An 18,647-nucleotide genomic window follows, 5' to 3' on the forward strand; every position below is an offset into this window, starting at 1 on the left:
CTCCCAACAACTCAGGTGCGGAGCCAGACCGTCACGTCGGTGGGCACCCGGCCGTCGGGGTCGAGCGGGGCGCTGGACGCCAGCAGCTCGCCCGCCGGCGCCGGCACCGGCGCCGACCCGAAGTTGGTCAGCACGGTCACCCCGTCGTTGGCGAACGTCAGCACCTCGTCGCCGGAGGAGAGCCAGCGCAGCGTGCCCCGGCCGAGCCCGTGCTCCCGGCGCAGCCGCAGCGCCGTGCGGTACAGCTCGTACGTCGAACCGGGCACCCCGCGCTGCCGGTCCAGCGCGTACTCGGCCCAGCTCGGCGGCTGCGGCAGCCAGCTGGCGTCGGTCGGCCCGAAGCCGTACGACGGCGCGTCGGCCTCCCACGGGATGGGCACCCGGCAGCCGTCCCGGCCGGGGACGGTGTGCCCGCTGCGCGCCCAGGTCGGGTCCTGGCGGGCCTCGTCCGGCATCGTGGTGTGCTCCGGCAGGCCCAGTTCCTCGCCCTGGTACAGGTAGGCGGAGCCGGGCAGGGCGAGCATCAGCAGGGTCGCCGCCCGGGCCCGGCGCAGCCCGGTCGGGGCGTCCGGCTGGGGGTCACCCGCGCCGATGCCGTTCGGCCGGCCGCCGGTGAGGGTGGTGGGAAGGCCGAGCCGGGAGGCGTGCCGCACCACGTCGTGGTTGGAGAGCACCCAGGTGGTGGGCGCGCCGACCGCGTCGGTCGCCTCCAGCGAGCGGGTGATCACCGCGTACTGGGCGGGCGCGGTCCAGGCGGCCAGCAGGTACTCGAAGTTGAACGCCTGGTGCATCTCGTCCGGGCGCACGTACCGGACCAGCCGCTCGGCGGGCTCCACCCACGCCTCGGCGACCAGGATCCGGTCCCCGCCGTAGGAGTCGAGCAGTCGGCGCCACTCCCGGTAGATCTCGTGCACGCCGTCCTGGTCCCACATCGGCGGGCGGGGCTTCGCCACCTCCGCGCCGGAGAGGATCTCCTGCGGCTCCTGCCAGTCGGCCAGGTCGGCCTGCTTGATGAGGCCGTGCGCGACGTCCACCCGGAAGCCGTCCACGCCGCGGTCGAGCCAGAACCGGAGGATGTCCAGGAACTCGGCCCGCACCTCGGGGTGGTCCCAGTTCAGGTCCGGCTGGGCGGTGTCGAACAGGTGCAGGTACCACTGGCCGGGCCGGCCGTCCGGGTCGGTGACCCGGGTCCAGGCGGGCCCGCCGAAGACGCTCTGCCAGTCGTTCGGCGGCTGCGCGCCGTCCGGCCCGAGGCCGTCGCGGAAGACGTACCGGGCCCGCTCCGGGCTGCCCGGACCGGCGGCCAGCGCCGCGGTGAACCACCGGTGCGCCGAGGAGGTGTGGTTCGGCACCAGGTCGACGATGACCTTGAGCCCCTTGGCCCGCGCCTCGGCGATCAGCTTGTCCGCGTCCTCCAGCCTGCCGAACAGCGGGTCGACGTCCCGGTAGTCGGCCACGTCGTAGCCCGCGTCCGCCTGCGGCGACGGATAGAACGGGGACAGCCACACCGCGTCGACCCCCAGCTCGGCGAGGTGGCCGAGGCGGGCGGTGATGCCGGGCAGGTCGCCGAAGCCGTCGCCGTCGGAGTCGGCGAACGAGCGCGGATAGATCTGGTAGATGACGGCTTCGGTCCACCAGCCGGTGGCCGGGCCGCCGGTCGTGTCCTGGGTCGTCGTCGGTGTGGTGTTCAGGGCGGTCTCCCGTGTGTCGAGCCGTGTGGCGCGGCGCCGGATGGTTCCTTCAGTCTGCCCGCGAGCGCGCGGGCGGACCTGTTCAGTCTGCCCGGGGTGGCGCGGTGGATTCCCGGACGACCAGGCGGGTGGGCAGGATCACCGGGGCCGCCGGCGCGGGCCGCGCCGCAACCGCGCCGCCGCGGGGGCGGGGGGCCGGCCCGGCGTACGGCTCGACGTCCCGGCCGCCCAACGGGTCGAGCAGCAGCCGGGCGGCGAGCAGTCCCTGCTCCGCGGCGGGCTGCGCGATGGTGCTCAGCCCGAGCACCGCGGACAGGTCGTGGTCGTCGATGCCGATCACGCTGACGTCCTGCGGCACCCGCAGCCCGGCCTCGCGCAGCGCGGTCAGTGCCCCCATCGCCATCTCGTCGCAGGCGGCGAAGATGGCGGTGGGCGGCTCGCCCCGGGCCAGCAGCTGCACTGTGGCGCGGTGGCCGCCGTCGATGCTGAACATCGACTCCACGTCGAGGCCGGGGTCGGCCGGGAGGCCCGCCGCCCGCAGCTCCTCCCGGTAGCCGCGGCGCCGGTCCAGGTGGGCGGTGAAGGCGAGTTCGTCGTCCGGGTCCCCGGAGATGTGCGCGATCCGCCGGTGCCCCAGGTCGAGCAGGTGTCGGGTGGCGGCGCGGGCGGCGGCGACGTCGTCGATCCGGACGCACGGCCAGCCGGGTACGTCGGTGCCGGAGCTGACCGTCACCCCGGGCAGCTCGAGGGCGGCCAGCGCGGACCGGTCGGCCGGCCGCAGCGGGGTGGCCACCAGCATCACCGCGTCGACCCGCTTGTGCAGGTTCGCGGTACGCAGCACCCGCTGCCGGGTCTGCTCCCGCCCGCCGAGGTTGTGCAGCAGCAGGTCGTAACCGGACTGGTGGAGGAACTCCTCGACCGCCTCGACGACGGTGCTGAAGAACCACCGGGTGATCCGGGGAACGATGACCGCCACGGTCCCGGTCCGGCCGCCGGCCAGGCGCGACGCGCTGGGCGAGACCGCGTACTGGAGTTGTTCGGCGGCGGCGAGCACCCGGCGGCGCGTCGCGGCCGAGACGGTCGGCAGCCCGCGCAGGGCCCGCGAGACCGTGGCGGTCGACACCCCGGCCAGCCGCGCGACGTCGTCAATCTTCGTCACGGCACCCTGTTTCCGAGCCAACCCCGCCGCCGCCCGGGAGCCGGGCGGCGGCGGTGCGTGGTTCAGCCCTTGACGCTGCCGGCGAGCAGGCCGCGGACGAAGTAGCGCTGCAGGGACAGGAACACGATCAGCGGTACGACGATCGAGACGAAGGCGCCCGCCGTCAACCGTTGCCACTCGTTGCCCCGGGTGCCGGCCAGCTCGGCGAGCCGGACGGTCAGCGGGGCGGTCTCGTTGCCACCGCCGGCGAAGATCAGCGCCACCAGCAGGTCGTTCCAGACCCAGAGGAACTGGAAGATGCCGATGGCCGCCAGCGCCGGGGTGATCAGCGGCAGCACGATGGTGCGGAAGATCTTCGGGTGGGTGGCCCCGTCGACCCGGGCCGCCTCCATCAGGTCGCTGGGCAGCTGCGAGACGAAGTTGTGCAGCAGGTACACCGCGAACGGCAGCGCGAAGCAGGTGTGCGCGAACCACACCTGGGCGAACTTCTGCTCGTCGACCAGGTCCCAGGCGGGGAGCAGCTGGACCCCACCGACGGTGACCCCGGTGGAGAAGAACCGCAGCAGCGGCACCAGCGCCATCTGCAGCGGCACGATCTGCAGCGCGAAGATGCCGATGTAGACCCAGTCCCGGCCCCGGAAGTTGATCCAGGCCAGCGCGTACGCGGCGAGCGCGGCGAAGGCCAGCGGGAAGAGCACCGACGGGATGGTGATGGCCAGCGAGTTGATGAAGTAGCTGGCCAGCCGTCCCGACGAGGAACCGCTGAAGAGCACCTGCTGGTAGTTCTCCAGGGTGAACTGCGGGTCGCGGAAGAACGTCCACCAGCCGGTGGTCTTGATCTGGTCCTCGGGCCGGAACGAGGAGACGAACAGGCCGAAGGTCGGCACCGTCCAGAGCAGCGCGATCACGATCGAGACGAGGGTCGCGGTGCGGCTGTTCAGCCGCTTGCGGACCCGGCCGGCCCGGGTGGGCTTCCCGGCGGCCTGTGCGCCGACTCCGACGGTGGGCGTGGCGGTGGTCATCTCAGCCCTCCCGCTGCTGACGCAGGTTGCGGATCTGGAAGATCACCAGAGGTAGGACCAGGACGAACAGGAAGACCGCCAGGGCGGAGCCCCGCCCGGTCTCCTGGTACCGGAACGCCTGGTTGTACATCTCGTTGGCGATCACACTGGTGTCGTAGTTGCCGTTGGTGGCGGTGCGGACGATGTCGAAGACCTTGAGGGTGGCGATGGACAGCGTCACCACCACCACGATCAGCGCCGGGCGGATGCTCGGCATGGTGATCCGCCAGAACATCTGCCACGGGGTGGTCCCGTCCAGCCGGGCCGCCTCGATGATGTCCGCCGGGATGGCCTTGATCGCGGCGGAGAGCACGACCATGGCGAAGCCGGCCTGGATCCAGATCATGATCACGATGAGCAGGAAGGTGTTCAGCGGCGACTCGAGCAGCCACTGCTTCGGTTGCCCGCCCAGGCTGACTGCGATCTGGTTGAGCAGGCCGATCTGGTCACCCTCGCCCCGGTAGGCGTAGACGAACTTCCAGATGATGGCGGCGCCGACGAAGGAGATCGCCATCGGCAGGAAGATCAGGGACTTGGCCACCGCCTCGAACCGGGCCTTGTCCACCAGCACCGCGTAGATGAGACCGAACGCGGTGGCCACCAGCGGGACCAGGATCACCCAGGTCAGGGTGTTGGTGAGCACCTGGATGATCGAGTCCTCGGAGAACATCCACCCGTAGTTGTCCAGGCCCACCCAGCTGCTGCCGTCGCGGTTCATGACCGACAGCAGCGTGGTCCGGATCGCCGGCACGACCAGCCCGATCATGAGCAGCAGCAGCGTCGGCAGCAGGAAGAACAGGGCGAACAGCCCCTCCCGGGGCTTGCGCCGGCGGGGCAGCGGCGTGCCGCTCGTCGAGGCGGCGACCAGTTGCGCCTCCTGGCGGCGGGCGAACCAGGCCGGCACCACGTCGAGGAGCAGGAGCAGACCGCCCACCACCGCGACGAAGGCGATCAGCCCGTACATCAGCATGAGGAACTTCGGCGTCTCCCCAGCCCAGTCGAACTCCATCGACCCTCCTTGGGTCCGAGATCGAGGGTGGCCCGGCCCGCCGGAGCGGACCGGGCCACGCCGTCAGATCACTTCGGCCAGCTGCTCTCGATGCCCTGGAGCACGGTGGCGGTGTCCTTGCCGTTGATCCAGTCGACCATGCCCTTCCAGAAGGTGCCCGCGCCGACCGCGGCCGGCATCAGGTCCGAACCGTCGAACCGGAAGACGGTCTTCGGGTCCTGGAGGATGCCCACGGAGAGCTTGTCCACCGGGTTGGGGACGTTGTTCAGGTCGAGCTTCTTGTTCGCCGACACCCAGTCGCCGATCTTGGCGCGGCTGTTGGCGTACTCGCCGGAGGCCAGGTAGGTCTGCACCGCCTGGACCTCGGGACGGTCGGCGAAGGCCGCGACGAACTCGCCGCCGCCGAGCACCGGCTTGCCCTGGGCCGGGTCGATGGCCGGGAAGTAGAACGCGAAGACGTCGCCGTCCTCGGCCACCTTGGTGCCCTCCGGCCACTGGTTGGCGTAGAAGGACGCCTGGCGGTGCAGGGCGCACTTGCCGGTGGTGATCGGCGTGCCGGCCTCCTGGAAGGAGGTGGTGGCGATGCTCTTCACGCCGCCGAAGCCGCCGTTGACGTACTTCTCGTTCTTGAGGATGGTGCCGGCCCGGTCGACCGCCTCGGCGACCTTCGGGTCGTTGAACGGGATGCCGTGGGTGGTCCACTGGTCGTAGACCTCGGGACCGGCCGTGCGCAGCAGCACGTCCTCGATCCAGTCGGTGGCCGGCCAGCCGGTGGCGTCACCGGACTCGATGCCGGCGCACCACGGCTTGGTGCCGGAGCCCGCGATCTCGTCGCTGAGCTTGATCAGGTCGTCCCAGGTCTCGGGGACCTTCCAGCCCTTCTCCTGGAACGTCTTGGGGGAGTACCAGACGAACGACTTGACGTTGGAGCCCAGCGGGGCGCCGTAGAACTTGCCGTCGACGGTGCTGTACTTCAGCCAGTCGGGGGAGTAGTTCTGCTCGGCCATGGCCTTGGTGTCGGCGCCGGCCTCCTTCAGCTTGCCGGCGTCGGCGAACCGCTTGAGCAGGCCCGGCTGCGGGATGAAGGCGATATCGGGGGCGTTGCCGCCGTCAACTCGGACGGGGAGCTGGGCCTCGAACTCGGCCGAGCCCTCGTGGTCGATGTTGATGCCGGTGCAGTCCTCGAACTCCTTCCAGGACTGGTCGAGGCGGTCGGCCTCGATCTCCCGGATGGACGAGTAGATGGTGACCTTCTTGCCGTCGTTGCCCTTGTACTTCTCGTATTGCGAGCACTCGGCGGAGCCCGTTTTGTCGCTGCCCTTGTCGTTGCCCGTGCCGCAGGCGGTGGCGCCGAGCGCCAGTCCGAGCACGCCGGCGATCGCGAGAGCCTGGCGTGATCTGGCAAACGCCATGCCGTTCTCCTTCCTTGCCGGCGCGGTCGCAGGTCGGAGGACCCGAGCGCCGGTCCGATGGGTGATCCTCACATGTAAGCGCTTGCATGTGGTTGGGTCCACCCCCTGCCGGACACGGCCCGGTAACAATCCAGTAACCGCTCACCGGCCGTGGATGCGCTCCCACGCAGGGTGTGGGCCGGCGCGCCTTTTCATCGATGCAGGTTTCTGTCACGCTGTGGCATACGTATTGAAGAATCTCGACATTGGAGGTGTCGGATGCGTGGACGTTGGTCGAGCCTGGCCGCGGCGGCCCTGCTCGTCGCCGGATCGTTGCTGGTGCCGGCGGGGCCGGCGCTGGCTGCGCCGGCCTTCAAGGTGCCGTTCCCGTGCGGGCAGTCCTGGTCCGGGCAGACCCGCAGCGACCACAGCCCGGCGTACGCGGTGGACTTCAACCGAACCGACGACCTCGGCGACCCGGTGGTGGCCAGCGCACCCGGCACCGTCGACCGGGTCACCGACCTCGGCGGCACCAGCTACGGCAAGTACGTCCGGATCGACCACGGCGGCGGCTACACCACCTACTACGCGCACCTCAACGGCTTCAACGTCTCCGTCGGCCAGAGCGTCGGCTACGGCAGGGTGATCGGCTGGGTCGGCAGCACCGGCGGCTCGACCGGCCCGCACCTGCACTACGAGCAGCGGCTCAACGGCAACGACATCCAGGTGCGGTTCAACGGCACGCTCGCGCTCTACTGGGGCACGAAGACCTACACCAGCGACAACAACTGCGCAGGCACCGCCACCGGCACGGTGAACACCGCCGGCGCCGACCTGACCGTCCGGTCCGGTCCGGGCACCGGCTACGCCCCGGTCGGCTCGGTCGCCGACGGCGCCAAGGTGACCATCTACTGCCAGACCTCCGGCACCACCGTCACCGGCACGTACGGCACCAGCAGCATCTGGGACCGGATCGGCACCGGGCGGTACATCTCCGACGCGTACGTCTACACCGGGTACGACGGGTACATCCCCAACGTGCCGCGCTGTTGATCCGGTCGGGCCACCCGCTCGGCGACGGCCGGTGGCCCGGCGCCGGTCAGCCGTTGAGGCGCCAGACGGCGAAGTTCAGCGCCGCCGCGAAGGTGACCCAGGCCCAGTAGGGAAGCATCAACAGGGTGGCCGGCCGGGACACCCGCCAGAACAGCGCCACCGTCAGCCCGATCGCCAGCCACAGCACCACGACCTCGGCGAACGCCAGGCCGTACTGGCCGGCGCCGAAGAAGAGCGGGGTCCAGCCGGCGTTGAGCACGAGTTGGGCCGCCCAGGCCCAGAGCGCGGGCCCGAAGCCGACCCGCTGCCAGACCAGCCAGCCGGCGACGGCGATCAGGAGGTAGAGCACGGTCCAGACCGGGCCGAACAGCCAGTCCGGCGGTGCCCAGGCCGGCCGCTCCAGGGCCTTGTACTCGGCCGAGGTGCCCCGTACGCCCAGCCCGCCCACGGCCGCGGCGGCGAACACCGCCGCGCCGAACCCGAGCAGCGCCCACCACCTCCGGGCCCCGGTCCTGCGCCCGCGCGCACGTTCCGACGTCTCCATGGTCGAGGCCTTGCCGATTGGAAGGCGGGCAAACCCCTGCCGGCCGCCTGCGACACGGCACCGGGGTCGTCGGGTCCGGAAGCTCCTGTCTGGGAGGACGAGGCTCCGGGCCCGACGACCCCGGTGGGTCGAGAGGTGGTAGGGGTAGAGGGGGATCAGGTGAAGATGCTGACCCCGCCGGGGCCGACGAGCAGACCGACGACGATGAGGACGATGCCCCACAGGATCTGCCGACGGAACAGCGCCAGGATGCCGGCCACGACCAGTACGACTGCGAGAATCCAGAGAATCAGCTCCATGGTCGCTGAGTACCCGGGTGTCCGAACTCGGAAACCTGATGCTCAGTCCAGTTGATCTCCCAGGTGGAAGATGCTGTAGGCCTGCTTGATGACCGGGTGGGCGACGTTGCGCACCCGTACGCCGCCCGGCGTGGTGCCCCGCTCGGTGCCGTGGTGGGCGTGCCCGTGCAGGGCCAGCGAGGTGGGCGCCGAGTCGATCGCCTGCCCCAACTGGTAGCTGCCCAGGAACGGGTAGATCTCCAGCGGCTCCCCGGCCAGCGTGTCCGGCACCGGGGAGTAGTGGGTGAGCGCGACCAGCAGGTCGCAGTCGAGCCCGCGCAGCGCGTTGCCGAGCGTCTCGGCGCTCTCGTTGGTGGTCCGCACGAACGCCTTCATCTCCGGCTCCCCGAAGTCGCTGGCGCAGCGGCCGGCGAACCCGCCGCCGAAGCCCTTCACCCCGGCCACGCCGAGCCGGCCACCAGGGCACTCCACCACCATCCCGTCCCCCTCCAGGACGGTGATGCCGGCGTCGGAGAGCACCTTCACCACCTGCGGCACCTGGTCGCACTGGTGGTCGTGGTTGCCGAGCACGGTGATCACCGGCACCCCGAGGTCGCCGAACTCCTGGGCCACGCAGCGCGCCTCGGATTCGGTGCCGTGCCGGGTCAGGTCGCCGGCGAGCAGCAGCACGTCGGCGCAGTCCGGCAGCTCCTCCAGGGCCGGCCGGAACCGCCCGACCACGTCCTGGTCCACGTGCACGTCGCCGACGGCGGCGATGCGGATCATCCTGGTGACCTCCTTACGGCAGTTCCTCGACCTGGGTGGGCGCCTGGGTGCGGATCACCCCGATGTCACTGGTGATCGGCACGTCCGGGAACCGCTCGGCCACCCGGCGCAGGATCTCCTCCCGCCGGTGCGGGCTCTCCACCTCGCCGTACAGCACCAGGCCGCGTTCCCGGCGGACCACAGTGATGCCCTGCTCGGCGACGGCCGGGTCCTCCGCCAGCATCCGGTGGATCTCCGCCTCGACGTACTCGTCGGCTGATTCGGCGCCGCCGTTCTGCCGCTCGGTCACACCGTCTCCCTTCCTCCGGGCGTGCCGGAGCCCGGCACCACGTCCAGTCGGTCGAGCAGCACCAGGAACGCCTCGGCGTACGGCGAGTGCTGCGTCTCCTTCCGTACCCGTTCCCAGTCGATCTGTTCCCGCAGCGAACGGGCCAGCGGAAGGGCCCGGGCGAAGTCGCAGTAGTGCTGGGAGAAGCTGAGCAGCTTGTGCACCATCAGCTGGGTGGCCGAGAGCACCGGCATGTGGATCGCGTCGACCGGCCGGACGATGGTGTCGGTGAAGGTCTCCTCGGTCACCGGGGTTTCGATCGGCCGGTGGATCAGGTCCACCATCCGGCCCTCGTCGTAGACCTTGACCAGCCAGTCCTCGGGCGGGCGCTCGGCGGTGAAGCCGGCCGCGACCAACTCCTCCAGGGCCCGTTCGACGTCCTCCTCGCGGATCAGGAAGTCCACGTCGTGCTCGCTGGAGTGCCCACCGTGGGCGTACACCGCGAAGCTGCCGCCGAGCGCGAACGGGATGTCCGACTGCTTGAGCACGGCGGCGACTCGTTTGAGCGTGTGCAGCAGGCTCTCGTCCCCGCGCTCGGCCATCTGCGTCTCCCGTCGGTCATGGTGGTGGGACAGGCGGTCGGATCGGGTTTGCGTACCCGGCATTCGGGTCGTCCACACCTGGCCACGTGGCGGACTTCGCGGAAGGGGACAAAACGGCCCGGAGGTGCGCCGTTCCGATAACCTGGTGAAGGTGTCAGCAACCGTGCGGGGTCGGCGTCGCCGGCCCCGATTGCGCAGCATCGCCCTGATCGGGATCGACGGCTCGGGCAAGACCACCCAGGCGCACCGGCTCGCCGACGCGCTCACCGCCGGCGGGCGTCCGGCCACCTACCACCGCAACGCCGGCGGACGCCGCTGGCTGGGCCGGGTGGCGCGGCGGCTCGGCCGGCCGGACGCACAGCGCCTGGTCGGGCGCGGCGGGCTGCTCGCCGTCGAGTCGGTGCTGCGCTGGCTGGCGATCGCGGCGGCGCTGCTGAGCTGCCTGGTGACCGGCCGGACGGCGGTGATGGACCGCTACGCCGCCTGCCAGTACGTCAGCATGCGGGCGCACGGCGGCCAGCGGTGGGAGCGGCTGGCCCGGGCCGGCTACCGGCTCTTCCCGCCGCCGCAGGTCACCTTCCTGCTGGCCGTCGACCCGGCCGAGGCGTACCGGCGGATCGAGCGACGCGGCACCGACCACGAGGCGATGGACTACCTGACCGCCGCGGCCACCGCGTACCGGACGCTGCCGGAGTACCCGTCGTTCGTGGTGGTCGACGCCGGCGCCCCGCCCGAGGAGGTCACCCGGCGGATCCGGGCCCACCTGGCCGGCTGGCTGCCGGAGAACACCCGGACGTCGCGGCCCGCGGGCGAGGCCGGGCCGGCCGTACCGGCCGACCCGGTCGCGCCGCCGTTGCCGCCGCTCGGCGTGGCCGCGCCGGCGCAGGCCCAACCGTAGGGACGGCGGCCCGGCTCAGGCCCGGCCGTGGACCGGCACGGCGGCGCCGCTGGTCGGCGCGGAATCGTTCGAGGCGAGGAACCGGATCACCGAGGCGATCTCCGCCGGGGGCACCCAGCGCCCGTGATCGGCCGCCGGCTGCGCGGCCCGGTTGGCCGGAGTGTCGATCACGCTGGGCAGGACGGTGTTGCAGCGCACCCCGGCCGACCGGTACTCGACGGCCACCGCGTTGGCGAACGCCAGCACCGCCGCCTTGGCGGTGACGTAGCCGGCGGCGCCGGGAAACGGTGCCAGGGCCGCCCGCGCCGAGACGCAGACCACCGATCCGCCCCCGGCCTCGACCAGGTGCGGCAGGGCGGCCCGGGTGACCAGGTACGTGGGGCGCAGGTTGACGGCGAGCAGCCGGTCGAACTCCTCGATCGGGGTCTCGTGCACCAGCCCGCCGCTGGCGTACCCGCCGACCAGGTTCACCACCGCCCGCAGCGGGGCGGCCCGGTCGGCGGCGGCCACCTCGACCGCGTGCGCCGCGCCGGCCGGATCGGTGACGTCCGCGGTCACCCGGACCGGTCCGCCGGCCGCCGTGGGCCGGTCGGTCCGCGACGGTACGACCACCCGCCAGCCCGCGGCCAGGAAATCCGCGGTCACCGCCCCGCCCAGCCCGCCCGTCCCACCGGTCACCAGCACGCTGCGCTCGGCCATCGCCCACTCCCTCCTCGGCCCACCCGCAAGGAAGGGCCCCCGGTTGACGCCTCCGGTATAGCAGGGGCCCCGCTCAACCGATGGATCGGCGGGTGCGCGGCCGCCGGCATGGGCCGGCGGCGCGGGGGCGGAGCGGCTGGCCGGACCGGGAACGGCAGCCGGGCGGGAGGCGGGGTCGACCGGACCGGGGGAGGCGGGGGTCGCCTGCCGGTGGGATGCTCTGCGCGGGTCCGCCACGGCTAGGCGTACTTTTGTCGGAAAAGCCCAGTCGTGGTTGACGGTCGCCGCTCGTGAAAGTAAGTTTCATCCGTGGCGAAGAGTCCGAAGATTTCCGCGAGTCAGGAGCCCGGTGGACTGATCGTCCACATCAGCGGCCTGCTCCCGTCACTGTCCCCCGCAGAGCAGCGGGTGGCCCGCCTGGTCGTCGCGGATCCGGCCGACGCCGCGCGGCGTACGATCACCGACCTCGCCACCGCCGCCGAGACCTCGGAGGCCACCGTCATCCGGTTCTGCCGGTCGGTCGGCATGGACGGCTACCCGCAGCTGCGGATCCGCCTCGCGGCGGAGGCGGCCCGCCGGGTCGAACCGACGGACGCCCGGGTGGTCGGCGGCGACATCCCGCCCGGCGCGGACCTGGCCCAGATCATCGCCACCATCGCGTTCAACGACGCCCGGGCGGTCGAGGAAACCGCCGAGCAACTCGACCCCGCCGTCTGCGAGCAGGTGGTGGAGGCGATCGTCGGCGCCGGCCGGATCGACGTGTACGGCGCCGGCGCCAGCGGCTTCGTCGCCTCGGACTTCCAGCAGAAGCTGCACCGGATCGGCCGGACCGCGTTCTACTTCCCGGACGTGCACACGGCGCTGACCTCCGCCGCCCTGCTCGGCCGGGGCGACGTCGCGGTCGGCATCTCGCACACCGGCACCACCAGCGACGTGATCGAGGTGCTGGAGCAGGCCCGGGCGCGGGGGGCGACCACCGTGGCGCTGACCAACTTCCCCCGCTCGCCGATCACCGACGTGGTCGACTTCGTGCTCACCACGGCGGCCCGGGAGACCACCTACCGCTCGGGGGCGATGGCCAGCCGGCTGGCCCAGCTGACCGTCGTGGACTGCCTCTTCGTCGGGGTGGCCGCCCGGAACCGGGCGCGGGCCCGCAAGGCGCTCGAGGCGACCGCCGAGGCGGTCCAGTCGCACCGGGTGGGTTCCGGACGGAGGCGCGGGTGACCGCCGGCCGGGTCGGGCGGGACGAGATCGCCGCCCCGCTGCCGGTCCGCCCGGTGGTCCGGGTGGGCGCGCCCACCGAACGCCGTAACCCGCTCAGCGCCGACCTCGACCTGATGTCGACCCGGGACGTCCTCACCGTGATCAACGACGCGGACCGGCTGGTGCCCGCCGCGGTCGCCGGGGTGCTCGACGAGATCGCGGCGCTGGTGGACCTGGCGGCGACGGCGCTGCGCGACGGGCGACGGGTGCACTACTTCGGCGCCGGCACGTCCGGCCGGCTCGGGGTGCTGGACGCGGCCGAACTCGTGCCGACCTTCAACTCGCCCCGGCACTGGTTCTGCGCCCATCTGGCGGGCGGCCCGGACGCGATCTGGCGGGCGGTGGAGGACGCCGAGGACGACGCCCAGGGCGGCGCGGCGCAGGTCGCCGAGTGCGTCCGCCCGGGTGACGTGGTGGTGGGACTGGCCGCCAGCGGGCGCACCCCGTACGTACTGGGCGCCCTTGCCGCCGCCGGGTCCCAGGGGGCCGCGACCGCCCTGATCTGCGCCAATCCGGACGCGCCGGCCGCATCCTCGGTCGACGTGTTCATCGGCGTGGACACCGGGCCGGAGGTGGTCACGGGGTCGACCCGGATGAAGGCGGGCACCGCGCAGAAGCTGGTGCTGAACATGTTCTCCACCGCGGTGATGGTCCGGCTCGGCCGGGTCTACTCGAACCTGATGATCGACATGGTGGCGACCAACGCCAAGCTCCGAGGCCGGATGATCTCCATTCTGGTGGAGGCGACCGACTGCCCGGAGGATCTCTGCCGACGCGCCCTGAACGAGGCCGACGGCGACCTGAAGACCGCGCTGGTCTCCCTGGTTTCCGGGGTCGAGATCCCGGCCGCGCGGGCCGCGCTGGCCCGCTCCGCCGACCAGGTACGCGGCGCCCTCGACCTGCTCGCCTCCTGACCGAGGCCCTCGGCGCGCCGCCCGCCGGCGGGTGAGACGCGGAACACCTCGTCGATGGGACTTGGCGCACGCCCCGGATTGTTCGACAAGCGTGGGGGTAATCGTCTCCCCATGAATGAACCGGCCGGCCCACCGGCGCGTAGATGGCGGTAACGAGCGCTCGATTCGCCTCTTCGTCCCAGGTCGGGCGGCACATGAGGCAACGGCGCTGACAGCAAACGTGGACCGTGCTCCCAGCTAGTACTCAGGCATTCGTGACACTTTCGATCCAGCACATGGAATCCCCGACACGTCCCATCTGTTGTGCAGGTGTCAGGTCAGCACCGGGGGGCACTGCGGACGGCGCGGGAGGGAGCTGACGGACGTGGGGATGGCAAGGAACCGGGCAACCGGCGCGAGCGAGGGGACCGTGGCAATCGTGGACAAGAACATCGGCATGCGTACCGACGAGGTCGCCGAGGAGCGGGACCTGGTCGGCGTCTACCTGCACGAGATCTCCCGGACGCCGCTGCTGGACGCCGCCCGGGAGGTCGATCTCTCCAAGGCGATCGAGGCCGGCCTCTACGCCGAGCACCTGCTCGGCCAGGACCGCGTGCCGGCCGGCGTCGACCGGGAGGACCTGGAGCGGCTGGTCGTCGAGGGCGAGCGGGCGAAGGATCTCTTCATCCGGGCCAACCTGCGACTGGTCGTGTCCATCGCCCGCCGCTACGTGCGCTCGGGCATGCCCATGCTCGACCTCATCCAGGAGGGGAACACCGGCCTGGTCCGGGCGGTCGAGAAGTTCGACTACGAGCGGGGCTACAAGTTCTCCACCTACGCCACCTGGTGGATCCGCCAGGCGATCAGCCGGGCGATCGCCCAGCAGGAGCGCACCGTGCGGCTCCCGGTGCACCTGGTCGAGGACGTCAACCGGATGCGCAACGTGGCCCGGCAGCTCACTCGTGAGCTGGGCAGCGACCCGGAGCCGGAGCAGATCGCGGCGGCGCTCGGGGTGACCGTCGAGCGGGTCAACGAGCTGGTCCGCTGGTCGCAGGACACGGTGTCGCTGGACACCCCGGTCGGCGACGACGGCGACACCAAGCTGGGTGACCTGGTGGCCGACAGCGACGCCCCGTCGCCGGAGGAGATCGTCCTCACCGGGCTGGAGCGGCAGCGGATCGAGGGACTGCTCAACCACCTCGACGACCGGTCCGCCGGCATCATGCGGGCCCGCTACGGCCTGGAGGACGGGCGGGAGCACTCGCTGACCGAGGTCGCGTCGCGCTTCTCGCTCTCCCGGGAGCGGATCCGCCAGCTGGAGATCCAGGCCCTCGGCCGGCTCCGCGAGCTGGCCCGGGCCGAGGGGCTCCAGGCGGCCTGACCGCCCGGCGCTTCGACCGAGACCCGACACGGCCGGCGTCCCCTTCCCGGGGGCGCCGGCCGTTCGCCGTGTCCGGGGCGTCAGCCGACCCGGCCGTAGCCGTACGGGGTCGACATGTCCATCGACCGCTTGCGTACGTTGCGGCCGGCGCTCGGCGCGTCGATCACCTGTCCACCGCCGACGTAGAGCGCGACGTGCCCGAGGCCCGAGTAGAAGACCAGGTCGCCCGGGCGCAGGTCGCCGCGTCCGATGTGGCTGACCTTCCGCCACTGCATGGCGGCGTTGTGCGGCAGGGACCTGCCCGCGGCCCGCCAGGCGGCGAGGGTGAGGCCGGAGCAGTCGTACCCGTCGGGACCGTCGGCCCCCCACCTGTACGGCTTGCCGATCGCGCCGTACGCGTACCGCACCGCGGTGCCGGCGTCGCCGCTGACGGCGGGCGCCGACGTGGCCTTGACGGTCCGCTCGGACTTGACCGGTGGCGGCTCCGGGGCCGGCTCGGGCGCCTCCGTCGCCCGGCCGTACGCCTCGCGGCGCAGCTCGTAGAGGTCGGCCAGGTCCTTCTCGATCTTCTGCCTGGTGGCGGTCAGCGTGCGGGCCTGGGTGGCCTGCTGGGCCAGCGTGTGCTCCAACTGATTCTTCTCGGCCAGCAGGCGCCGCTGGTTCGCGGTGTAGCCGGCGATCCGCTCCTGGCGCTGCCGGGTCAGCCGGTCGACCACGCTGAGCCGGTCGGCCAGCGTGCCGGACCTGCCCGGCTCGAGCAGCGCCTCGACGTCGCGCAGGCCACCGGTCTTGTACGCGTTGACGGCCAGCTCGGCCACGTCCGCGCGGCTGCGTTCGGCCTGCGCCGCCAGCGGCCCGAGCCGGGTCTGGATGGTGGCGGCGGTGGCCCGGTTGGCCTTCATCCGCTCGTTGAGCGCGTTGTACGACTCGACCACCCGCTCCAACCGGGTGGATGACTCCTCGATCCGCGCCGTCAGTTCGGCGGGGGTCGGCTCGGCCCGGACGGCCGACGCCGGTGCGATCAGCGCGGCCGCGAGGCCGGCGACCGCGATGGTGCGCAGCAGGATCCGTAGGGACGACAAGAGCGGAAGGCTCCTCTCCCAACCGCCGTCGGAGAGCTGCTGACGCCCCGGCGGCACCGCCCCGGGGCCTCCCGGGTGGGGGCTGTGGACCGGTCCGGCTCGCTCACCGTAACTCGGGACAGGAGCGACCCGCAGGGGAAGCAGGGGCGAAAGTTGCATAACGCCGCAGGTGTGACGAACGTGAAACACGCTCGGTGCCGGTGCTCGCGGGGCGCGGAAGGCCAGCCGCCCGGCTCGTACGGATCGGCCGGATTGGTCGTTGTCGGCGGATGTCGCATCGAGCGCCGTGCTCAGGGCGGATAAAACATGAAATGCGCCGCTGATATCCGGCGGGCCGCTCGCCGCTCGGCGGCCACCGCCCCGGCAATCGAGGGGCCGGCGGGTGCGGGCCGGCACGAGAATGGAGCCACCGGGCCGGACCGCCGTCGGGGGGACACCACGCTGGTGGCCGACGGTGACCTCCGGCCGGGCGTCACCGCACCGTGGGGGGAGGTCCACCGTGCAGACCAGTCACCGCGCCCACCGGGGCCGGGGCACGCCAGGCCCGAGCCGGCTGATCTACGCGCGCCCGGGCATCGTGGTCACCGTCGAGCGGTTCAGCGTCTGCCGGCAGAGCTTTCCGGTCGCCGAGCTGACCCACCTGCGCACCGACCGCGGCCCGCACGACCGGTTGGCGGTCCGGGTGGTCGCCGCCACCGCCGCCCTGATCGGCGCCGCCGGCGTGCTGCTCGGCTTCACCGGGGGACTGGAGCGGCTCACCGCCGGGGCGTACCTCGGCCTGGGCGCGTTCGCCGCGCTGCCGGTGCTGCTCGGGCTCGCCGGCGACTGGTGGCGGCCGCCGCCGTACGAGCTGTGGGGGTGGCACCGGGGCACCGAGGTGCTGCTGTTCAGCACCGACGACCCGCGGCAGCTCGACGAGGTGACCCAGGCGTTGGACCGCGCCCGCGAGGGGATCCGGTACGCCGACTGGGAGGACCCGCGCGGCGCCGCCGATCCGTGGCGCCCGGACCGCTGAGGCCGGCGGTCAGCCGGCCACCGGCTCCGGGGTGCGCGGCTGCCGCCCGGCGGTGAGCCAGCGGCTCACCCGGCGCTCGGCGTAGAAGGACACGAACGGCACCGTGCCGGCCAGCATCACCAGCAGCATCCGCTGCAGCGGCCAGTTCACCCGGCGGGACAGGTCGAACGTCGCCGCCAGGTAGAGCATGTACAGCCAACCGTGGGCGGTGCCGACCACGGCGACCACCGTCGGGCTGTCGAAGAGGTATTTCAGCGGCATGCCGATCAGGACCAGCACCACCAGCGCCACGCCCACGATCCAGGCGATCACGCGGTACCGGGTAAGGGCTCCGCCCACCGTCGTCCGTCCTTCCGAAGCCGGCCTCAGCCGGGATAGTCGCCGGGCCGGGCGCCCGGGTTGGCGTTCAACCATGACAGGTAGCGGTTGTAGTCGGCGAGGTCGCCGTCGTCGGCGCCGGCAGCCGCCGGCCGGCGGGTGACCCGCACGGGACGGCGTACCCCCGGGGTGCGGGTGGGTGGCGCGGAGCCGGCGGCCGCCGGCGGCGCCGGGGTGGCCGGCGGCTCGGGCGAGCCCTTGCGGAGCGTGTGCCGCACCTCACGCCACCAGACGAAGACCACGAAGCCGGCGAAGACCGGCCACTCGATCGCGTACCCGTAGCTCAGCGCGTTGCCCCCGGCGGCCCGGGTGACCTGCCACCAGCCGAGTCCGAGAAAGCCCACGACCAGCACGACCATGGCCACGTGGCGGGCGATCCACGCCGGTGTCCAGAGCCGCTTCATGGCATCGAGGGTACCGGGCGGGCGGGGCGTCTCCGACACCGTGTCGTAGTGCGGTGGGTTTGGTGTCACCCGCCGTGGGCATCCGTACAGACGCCAGCCCGGACGAGAACAGGGGGCGACGATGACCGAATCAGTACGCCGCGGCGGCGACGCCAGCCCGGAACAGCGGATGCCCGAGTGGGACGGTGACCACCTCGACTCGCGGGCCACCGCCGACATCGAGCCCGAACTGCTCGGGGTGGACCCGGCGGAACTGGGCGACGAGGACCTGATCCGGGAGATGCACAGCCTGCACCGCACCCGGCTGGACACCCTGCGGTACGCGGCCGACTCGGCGCTCGCCAACCATCTGCGGCGCACCGCCGAACTGGAGACGGAATACCTGGCCCGGCACCCCGGGCGCGAGGTCGACCCGAGCCGGCTGCGGGACGCCTGATGGGCACGCACGCCGAACGCGGCATGTCGGCGCCGCCCGAGGTGGTGTTCAACACCGCCACCGACCCGGACCGGGCGGCGGCCTGGCTGCCGGAGCCGCTGCGCCGCACCGGGAGCCAGCGCCTGGCGGACGTCGACGCCGAGGAGATGCGGGCCCGCTGGACCTGCGACTCCGCCGGCTGGTCCGCCGACATCGACGTCGAGCCGGGCGACGCCGGTGGGGCCCGGGTCCGGCTGGACCTCTCCGGCCCCGACCACGGACTGGCCGACGAGATCCTGGCCAACCTCGCCCGCGAGGTGGCGGACAACCTGACCGCCGGTTGAGCCGGCGCCCTGACGAGAGATCCGAGGAGGCCG

Annotated in this window: 22 protein-coding genes; 8 read left to right on the forward strand and 14 right to left on the reverse strand. The window is 72.4% G+C overall.

Annotation, left to right across the window (positions count from 1 at the left end):
• Positions 1 to 11: 11 nt before the first annotated feature.
• From AB0H57_RS06115 to AB0H57_RS06135, 5 genes are all read right to left on the reverse strand, one after another.
• A complete protein-coding gene (locus AB0H57_RS06115; RefSeq protein ID WP_357503326.1) occupies positions 12 to 1,691 on the reverse strand; it encodes a glycoside hydrolase family 13 protein in 1,680 nt (559 codons plus the stop codon).
• A gap of 82 nt (positions 1,692 to 1,773) precedes the next feature.
• Positions 1,774 to 2,850 carry a LacI family DNA-binding transcriptional regulator gene (locus tag AB0H57_RS06120; RefSeq protein WP_357503185.1) on the reverse strand — a complete coding sequence of 359 codons (1,077 nt, stop codon included), beginning with the start codon at positions 2,848 to 2,850 and terminating at the stop codon, positions 1,774 to 1,776.
• Between the two features lie 62 nt (positions 2,851 to 2,912).
• Positions 2,913 to 3,872, reverse strand: a complete 960-nt coding sequence (locus tag AB0H57_RS06125) for a carbohydrate ABC transporter permease (RefSeq protein WP_357503187.1) — start codon at positions 3,870 to 3,872, stop codon at positions 2,913 to 2,915.
• Between the two features lies 1 nt (position 3,873).
• On the reverse strand, positions 3,874 to 4,920 hold the full coding sequence (locus AB0H57_RS06130; RefSeq protein WP_357503189.1) for a sugar ABC transporter permease: 1,047 nt from the start codon (positions 4,918 to 4,920) through the stop codon (positions 3,874 to 3,876).
• A 68-nt stretch (positions 4,921 to 4,988) separates the two neighbouring features.
• Positions 4,989 to 6,332, reverse strand: coding sequence for an ABC transporter substrate-binding protein (locus AB0H57_RS06135; RefSeq protein WP_357503191.1), 1,344 nt, complete (start codon positions 6,330 to 6,332; stop codon positions 4,989 to 4,991).
• Positions 6,333 to 6,590: 258 nt separating this feature from the next.
• Here AB0H57_RS06135 and AB0H57_RS06140 point away from each other — a divergent pair, with 258 nt between their 5' ends.
• Positions 6,591 to 7,364, forward strand: coding sequence for a peptidoglycan DD-metalloendopeptidase family protein (locus AB0H57_RS06140; protein WP_357503193.1), 774 nt, complete (start codon positions 6,591 to 6,593; stop codon positions 7,362 to 7,364).
• A 46-nt stretch (positions 7,365 to 7,410) separates the two neighbouring features.
• On the opposite strand, the gene AB0H57_RS06145 is transcribed toward AB0H57_RS06140, so the two are convergent.
• From AB0H57_RS06145 to AB0H57_RS06165, 5 genes are all read right to left on the reverse strand, one after another.
• Positions 7,411 to 7,908: a TspO/MBR family protein gene (locus tag AB0H57_RS06145; RefSeq protein ID WP_357503195.1), complete on the reverse strand. Its 498-nt coding sequence runs from the start codon at positions 7,906 to 7,908 to the stop codon at positions 7,411 to 7,413.
• 155 nt (positions 7,909 to 8,063) lie between these two features.
• Positions 8,064 to 8,207, reverse strand: a complete 144-nt coding sequence (locus AB0H57_RS06150) for a GPGG-motif small membrane protein (protein ID WP_222955619.1) — start codon at positions 8,205 to 8,207, stop codon at positions 8,064 to 8,066.
• A gap of 42 nt (positions 8,208 to 8,249) precedes the next feature.
• Positions 8,250 to 8,972 (reverse strand): metallophosphoesterase, encoded by a 723-nt coding sequence (locus AB0H57_RS06155; protein WP_357503197.1) that lies wholly within the window; start codon positions 8,970 to 8,972, stop codon positions 8,250 to 8,252.
• A gap of 13 nt (positions 8,973 to 8,985) precedes the next feature.
• Complete coding sequence (locus AB0H57_RS06160; RefSeq protein WP_255609217.1) at positions 8,986 to 9,195, reverse strand: hypothetical protein; 210 nt, start codon at positions 9,193 to 9,195, stop codon at positions 8,986 to 8,988.
• A gap of 62 nt (positions 9,196 to 9,257) precedes the next feature.
• Positions 9,258 to 10,043, reverse strand: a complete 786-nt coding sequence (locus AB0H57_RS06165) for a nucleotidyltransferase (protein ID WP_357503199.1) — start codon at positions 10,041 to 10,043, stop codon at positions 9,258 to 9,260.
• On the opposite strand from AB0H57_RS06165, the gene AB0H57_RS06170 reads away from it, so the two are divergent.
• Positions 9,994 to 10,740 (forward strand): dTMP kinase, encoded by a 747-nt coding sequence (locus AB0H57_RS06170; RefSeq protein WP_357503201.1) that lies wholly within the window; start codon positions 9,994 to 9,996, stop codon positions 10,738 to 10,740. The genes AB0H57_RS06165 and AB0H57_RS06170 overlap by 50 nt on opposite strands.
• A 15-nt stretch (positions 10,741 to 10,755) precedes the next feature.
• On the opposite strand, the gene AB0H57_RS06175 is transcribed toward AB0H57_RS06170, so the two are convergent.
• Positions 10,756 to 11,439, reverse strand: a complete 684-nt coding sequence (locus AB0H57_RS06175) for an SDR family NAD(P)-dependent oxidoreductase (RefSeq protein WP_357503204.1) — start codon at positions 11,437 to 11,439, stop codon at positions 10,756 to 10,758.
• Between the two features lie 309 nt (positions 11,440 to 11,748).
• Here AB0H57_RS06175 and AB0H57_RS06180 point away from each other — a divergent pair, with 309 nt between their 5' ends.
• The 3 genes from AB0H57_RS06180 (at position 11,749) to AB0H57_RS06190 (ending at position 14,976) form a co-directional block, all read left to right on the forward strand.
• Positions 11,749 to 12,663 carry a MurR/RpiR family transcriptional regulator gene (locus AB0H57_RS06180; protein ID WP_357503206.1) on the forward strand — a complete coding sequence of 305 codons (915 nt, stop codon included), beginning with the start codon at positions 11,749 to 11,751 and terminating at the stop codon, positions 12,661 to 12,663.
• Positions 12,660 to 13,616 (forward strand): N-acetylmuramic acid 6-phosphate etherase, encoded by a 957-nt coding sequence (gene murQ / locus AB0H57_RS06185; RefSeq protein WP_357503208.1) that lies wholly within the window; start codon positions 12,660 to 12,662, stop codon positions 13,614 to 13,616. The genes AB0H57_RS06180 and murQ overlap by 4 nt, the downstream gene beginning before the upstream one ends.
• Before the next feature lie 370 nt (positions 13,617 to 13,986).
• Positions 13,987 to 14,976, forward strand: a complete 990-nt coding sequence (locus tag AB0H57_RS06190) for a sigma-70 family RNA polymerase sigma factor (protein WP_357503210.1) — start codon at positions 13,987 to 13,989, stop codon at positions 14,974 to 14,976.
• Between the two features lie 80 nt (positions 14,977 to 15,056).
• Here AB0H57_RS06190 and AB0H57_RS06195 read toward each other — a convergent pair whose 3' ends face one another.
• Positions 15,057 to 16,058 (reverse strand): NlpC/P60 family protein, encoded by a 1,002-nt coding sequence (locus tag AB0H57_RS06195; RefSeq protein ID WP_357503212.1) that lies wholly within the window; start codon positions 16,056 to 16,058, stop codon positions 15,057 to 15,059.
• Between the two features lie 499 nt (positions 16,059 to 16,557).
• Between AB0H57_RS06195 and AB0H57_RS06200 the strand changes: the two genes are divergently transcribed.
• Positions 16,558 to 17,073: a DUF6232 family protein gene (locus AB0H57_RS06200; RefSeq protein WP_357503214.1), complete on the forward strand. Its 516-nt coding sequence runs from the start codon at positions 16,558 to 16,560 to the stop codon at positions 17,071 to 17,073.
• Positions 17,074 to 17,082: 9 nt separating this feature from the next.
• On the opposite strand, the gene AB0H57_RS06205 is transcribed toward AB0H57_RS06200, so the two are convergent.
• Positions 17,083 to 17,412: a DUF3817 domain-containing protein gene (locus AB0H57_RS06205; RefSeq protein WP_357503216.1), complete on the reverse strand. Its 330-nt coding sequence runs from the start codon at positions 17,410 to 17,412 to the stop codon at positions 17,083 to 17,085.
• A gap of 26 nt (positions 17,413 to 17,438) precedes the next feature.
• Positions 17,439 to 17,855, reverse strand: a complete 417-nt coding sequence (locus tag AB0H57_RS06210; RefSeq protein WP_357503218.1) for a hypothetical protein — start codon at positions 17,853 to 17,855, stop codon at positions 17,439 to 17,441.
• Positions 17,856 to 17,976: 121 nt separating this feature from the next.
• On the opposite strand from AB0H57_RS06210, the gene AB0H57_RS06215 reads away from it, so the two are divergent.
• Both AB0H57_RS06215 and AB0H57_RS06220 read left to right on the forward strand, forming a co-directional pair.
• Entirely contained in the window at positions 17,977 to 18,291 is a 315-nt protein-coding gene (locus AB0H57_RS06215) for a DUF6158 family protein (protein ID WP_357503220.1), read from the forward strand.
• Positions 18,291 to 18,614, forward strand: a complete 324-nt coding sequence (locus AB0H57_RS06220) for a hypothetical protein (RefSeq protein ID WP_357503222.1) — start codon at positions 18,291 to 18,293, stop codon at positions 18,612 to 18,614. The genes AB0H57_RS06215 and AB0H57_RS06220 overlap by 1 nt, the downstream gene beginning before the upstream one ends.
• Positions 18,615 to 18,647 lie beyond the last annotated feature (33 nt).

The organism is Micromonospora sp. NPDC050686, assembly GCF_040654475.1.
Classification (GTDB): domain Bacteria; phylum Actinomycetota; class Actinomycetes; order Mycobacteriales; family Micromonosporaceae; genus Micromonospora.

Excerpts from the sequence above, each read along its gene's own strand:
- AB0H57_RS06125 (WP_357503187.1), bottom strand. The coding sequence starts at position 3,872 with ATGACCACCGCCACGCCCACCGTCGGAGTCGGCGCACAGGCCGCCGGG.
- AB0H57_RS06130 (WP_357503189.1), bottom strand. The coding sequence starts at position 4,920 with ATGGAGTTCGACTGGGCTGGGGAGACGCCGAAGTTCCTCATGCTGATG.
- AB0H57_RS06135 (WP_357503191.1), bottom strand. The coding sequence starts at position 6,332 with ATGGCGTTTGCCAGATCACGCCAGGCTCTCGCGATCGCCGGCGTGCTC.
- AB0H57_RS06140 (WP_357503193.1), top strand. The coding sequence starts at position 6,591 with ATGCGTGGACGTTGGTCGAGCCTGGCCGCGGCGGCCCTGCTCGTCGCC.
- AB0H57_RS06145 (WP_357503195.1), bottom strand. The coding sequence starts at position 7,908 with ATGGAGACGTCGGAACGTGCGCGCGGGCGCAGGACCGGGGCCCGGAGG.
- AB0H57_RS06150 (WP_222955619.1), bottom strand. The coding sequence starts at position 8,207 with ATGGAGCTGATTCTCTGGATTCTCGCAGTCGTACTGGTCGTGGCCGGC.
- AB0H57_RS06155 (WP_357503197.1), bottom strand. The coding sequence starts at position 8,972 with ATGATCCGCATCGCCGCCGTCGGCGACGTGCACGTGGACCAGGACGTG.
- AB0H57_RS06160 (WP_255609217.1), bottom strand. The coding sequence starts at position 9,195 with ATGCTGGCGGAGGACCCGGCCGTCGCCGAGCAGGGCATCACTGTGGTC.
- AB0H57_RS06165 (WP_357503199.1), bottom strand. The coding sequence starts at position 10,043 with ATGCTGCGCAATCGGGGCCGGCGACGCCGACCCCGCACGGTTGCTGAC.
- AB0H57_RS06175 (WP_357503204.1), bottom strand. The coding sequence starts at position 11,439 with ATGGCCGAGCGCAGCGTGCTGGTGACCGGTGGGACGGGCGGGCTGGGC.
- AB0H57_RS06190 (WP_357503210.1), top strand. The coding sequence starts at position 13,987 with ATGGCAAGGAACCGGGCAACCGGCGCGAGCGAGGGGACCGTGGCAATC.
- AB0H57_RS06210 (WP_357503218.1), bottom strand. The coding sequence starts at position 17,855 with ATGAAGCGGCTCTGGACACCGGCGTGGATCGCCCGCCACGTGGCCATG.
- AB0H57_RS06215 (WP_357503220.1), top strand. The coding sequence starts at position 17,977 with ATGACCGAATCAGTACGCCGCGGCGGCGACGCCAGCCCGGAACAGCGG.
- AB0H57_RS06220 (WP_357503222.1), top strand. The coding sequence starts at position 18,291 with ATGGGCACGCACGCCGAACGCGGCATGTCGGCGCCGCCCGAGGTGGTG.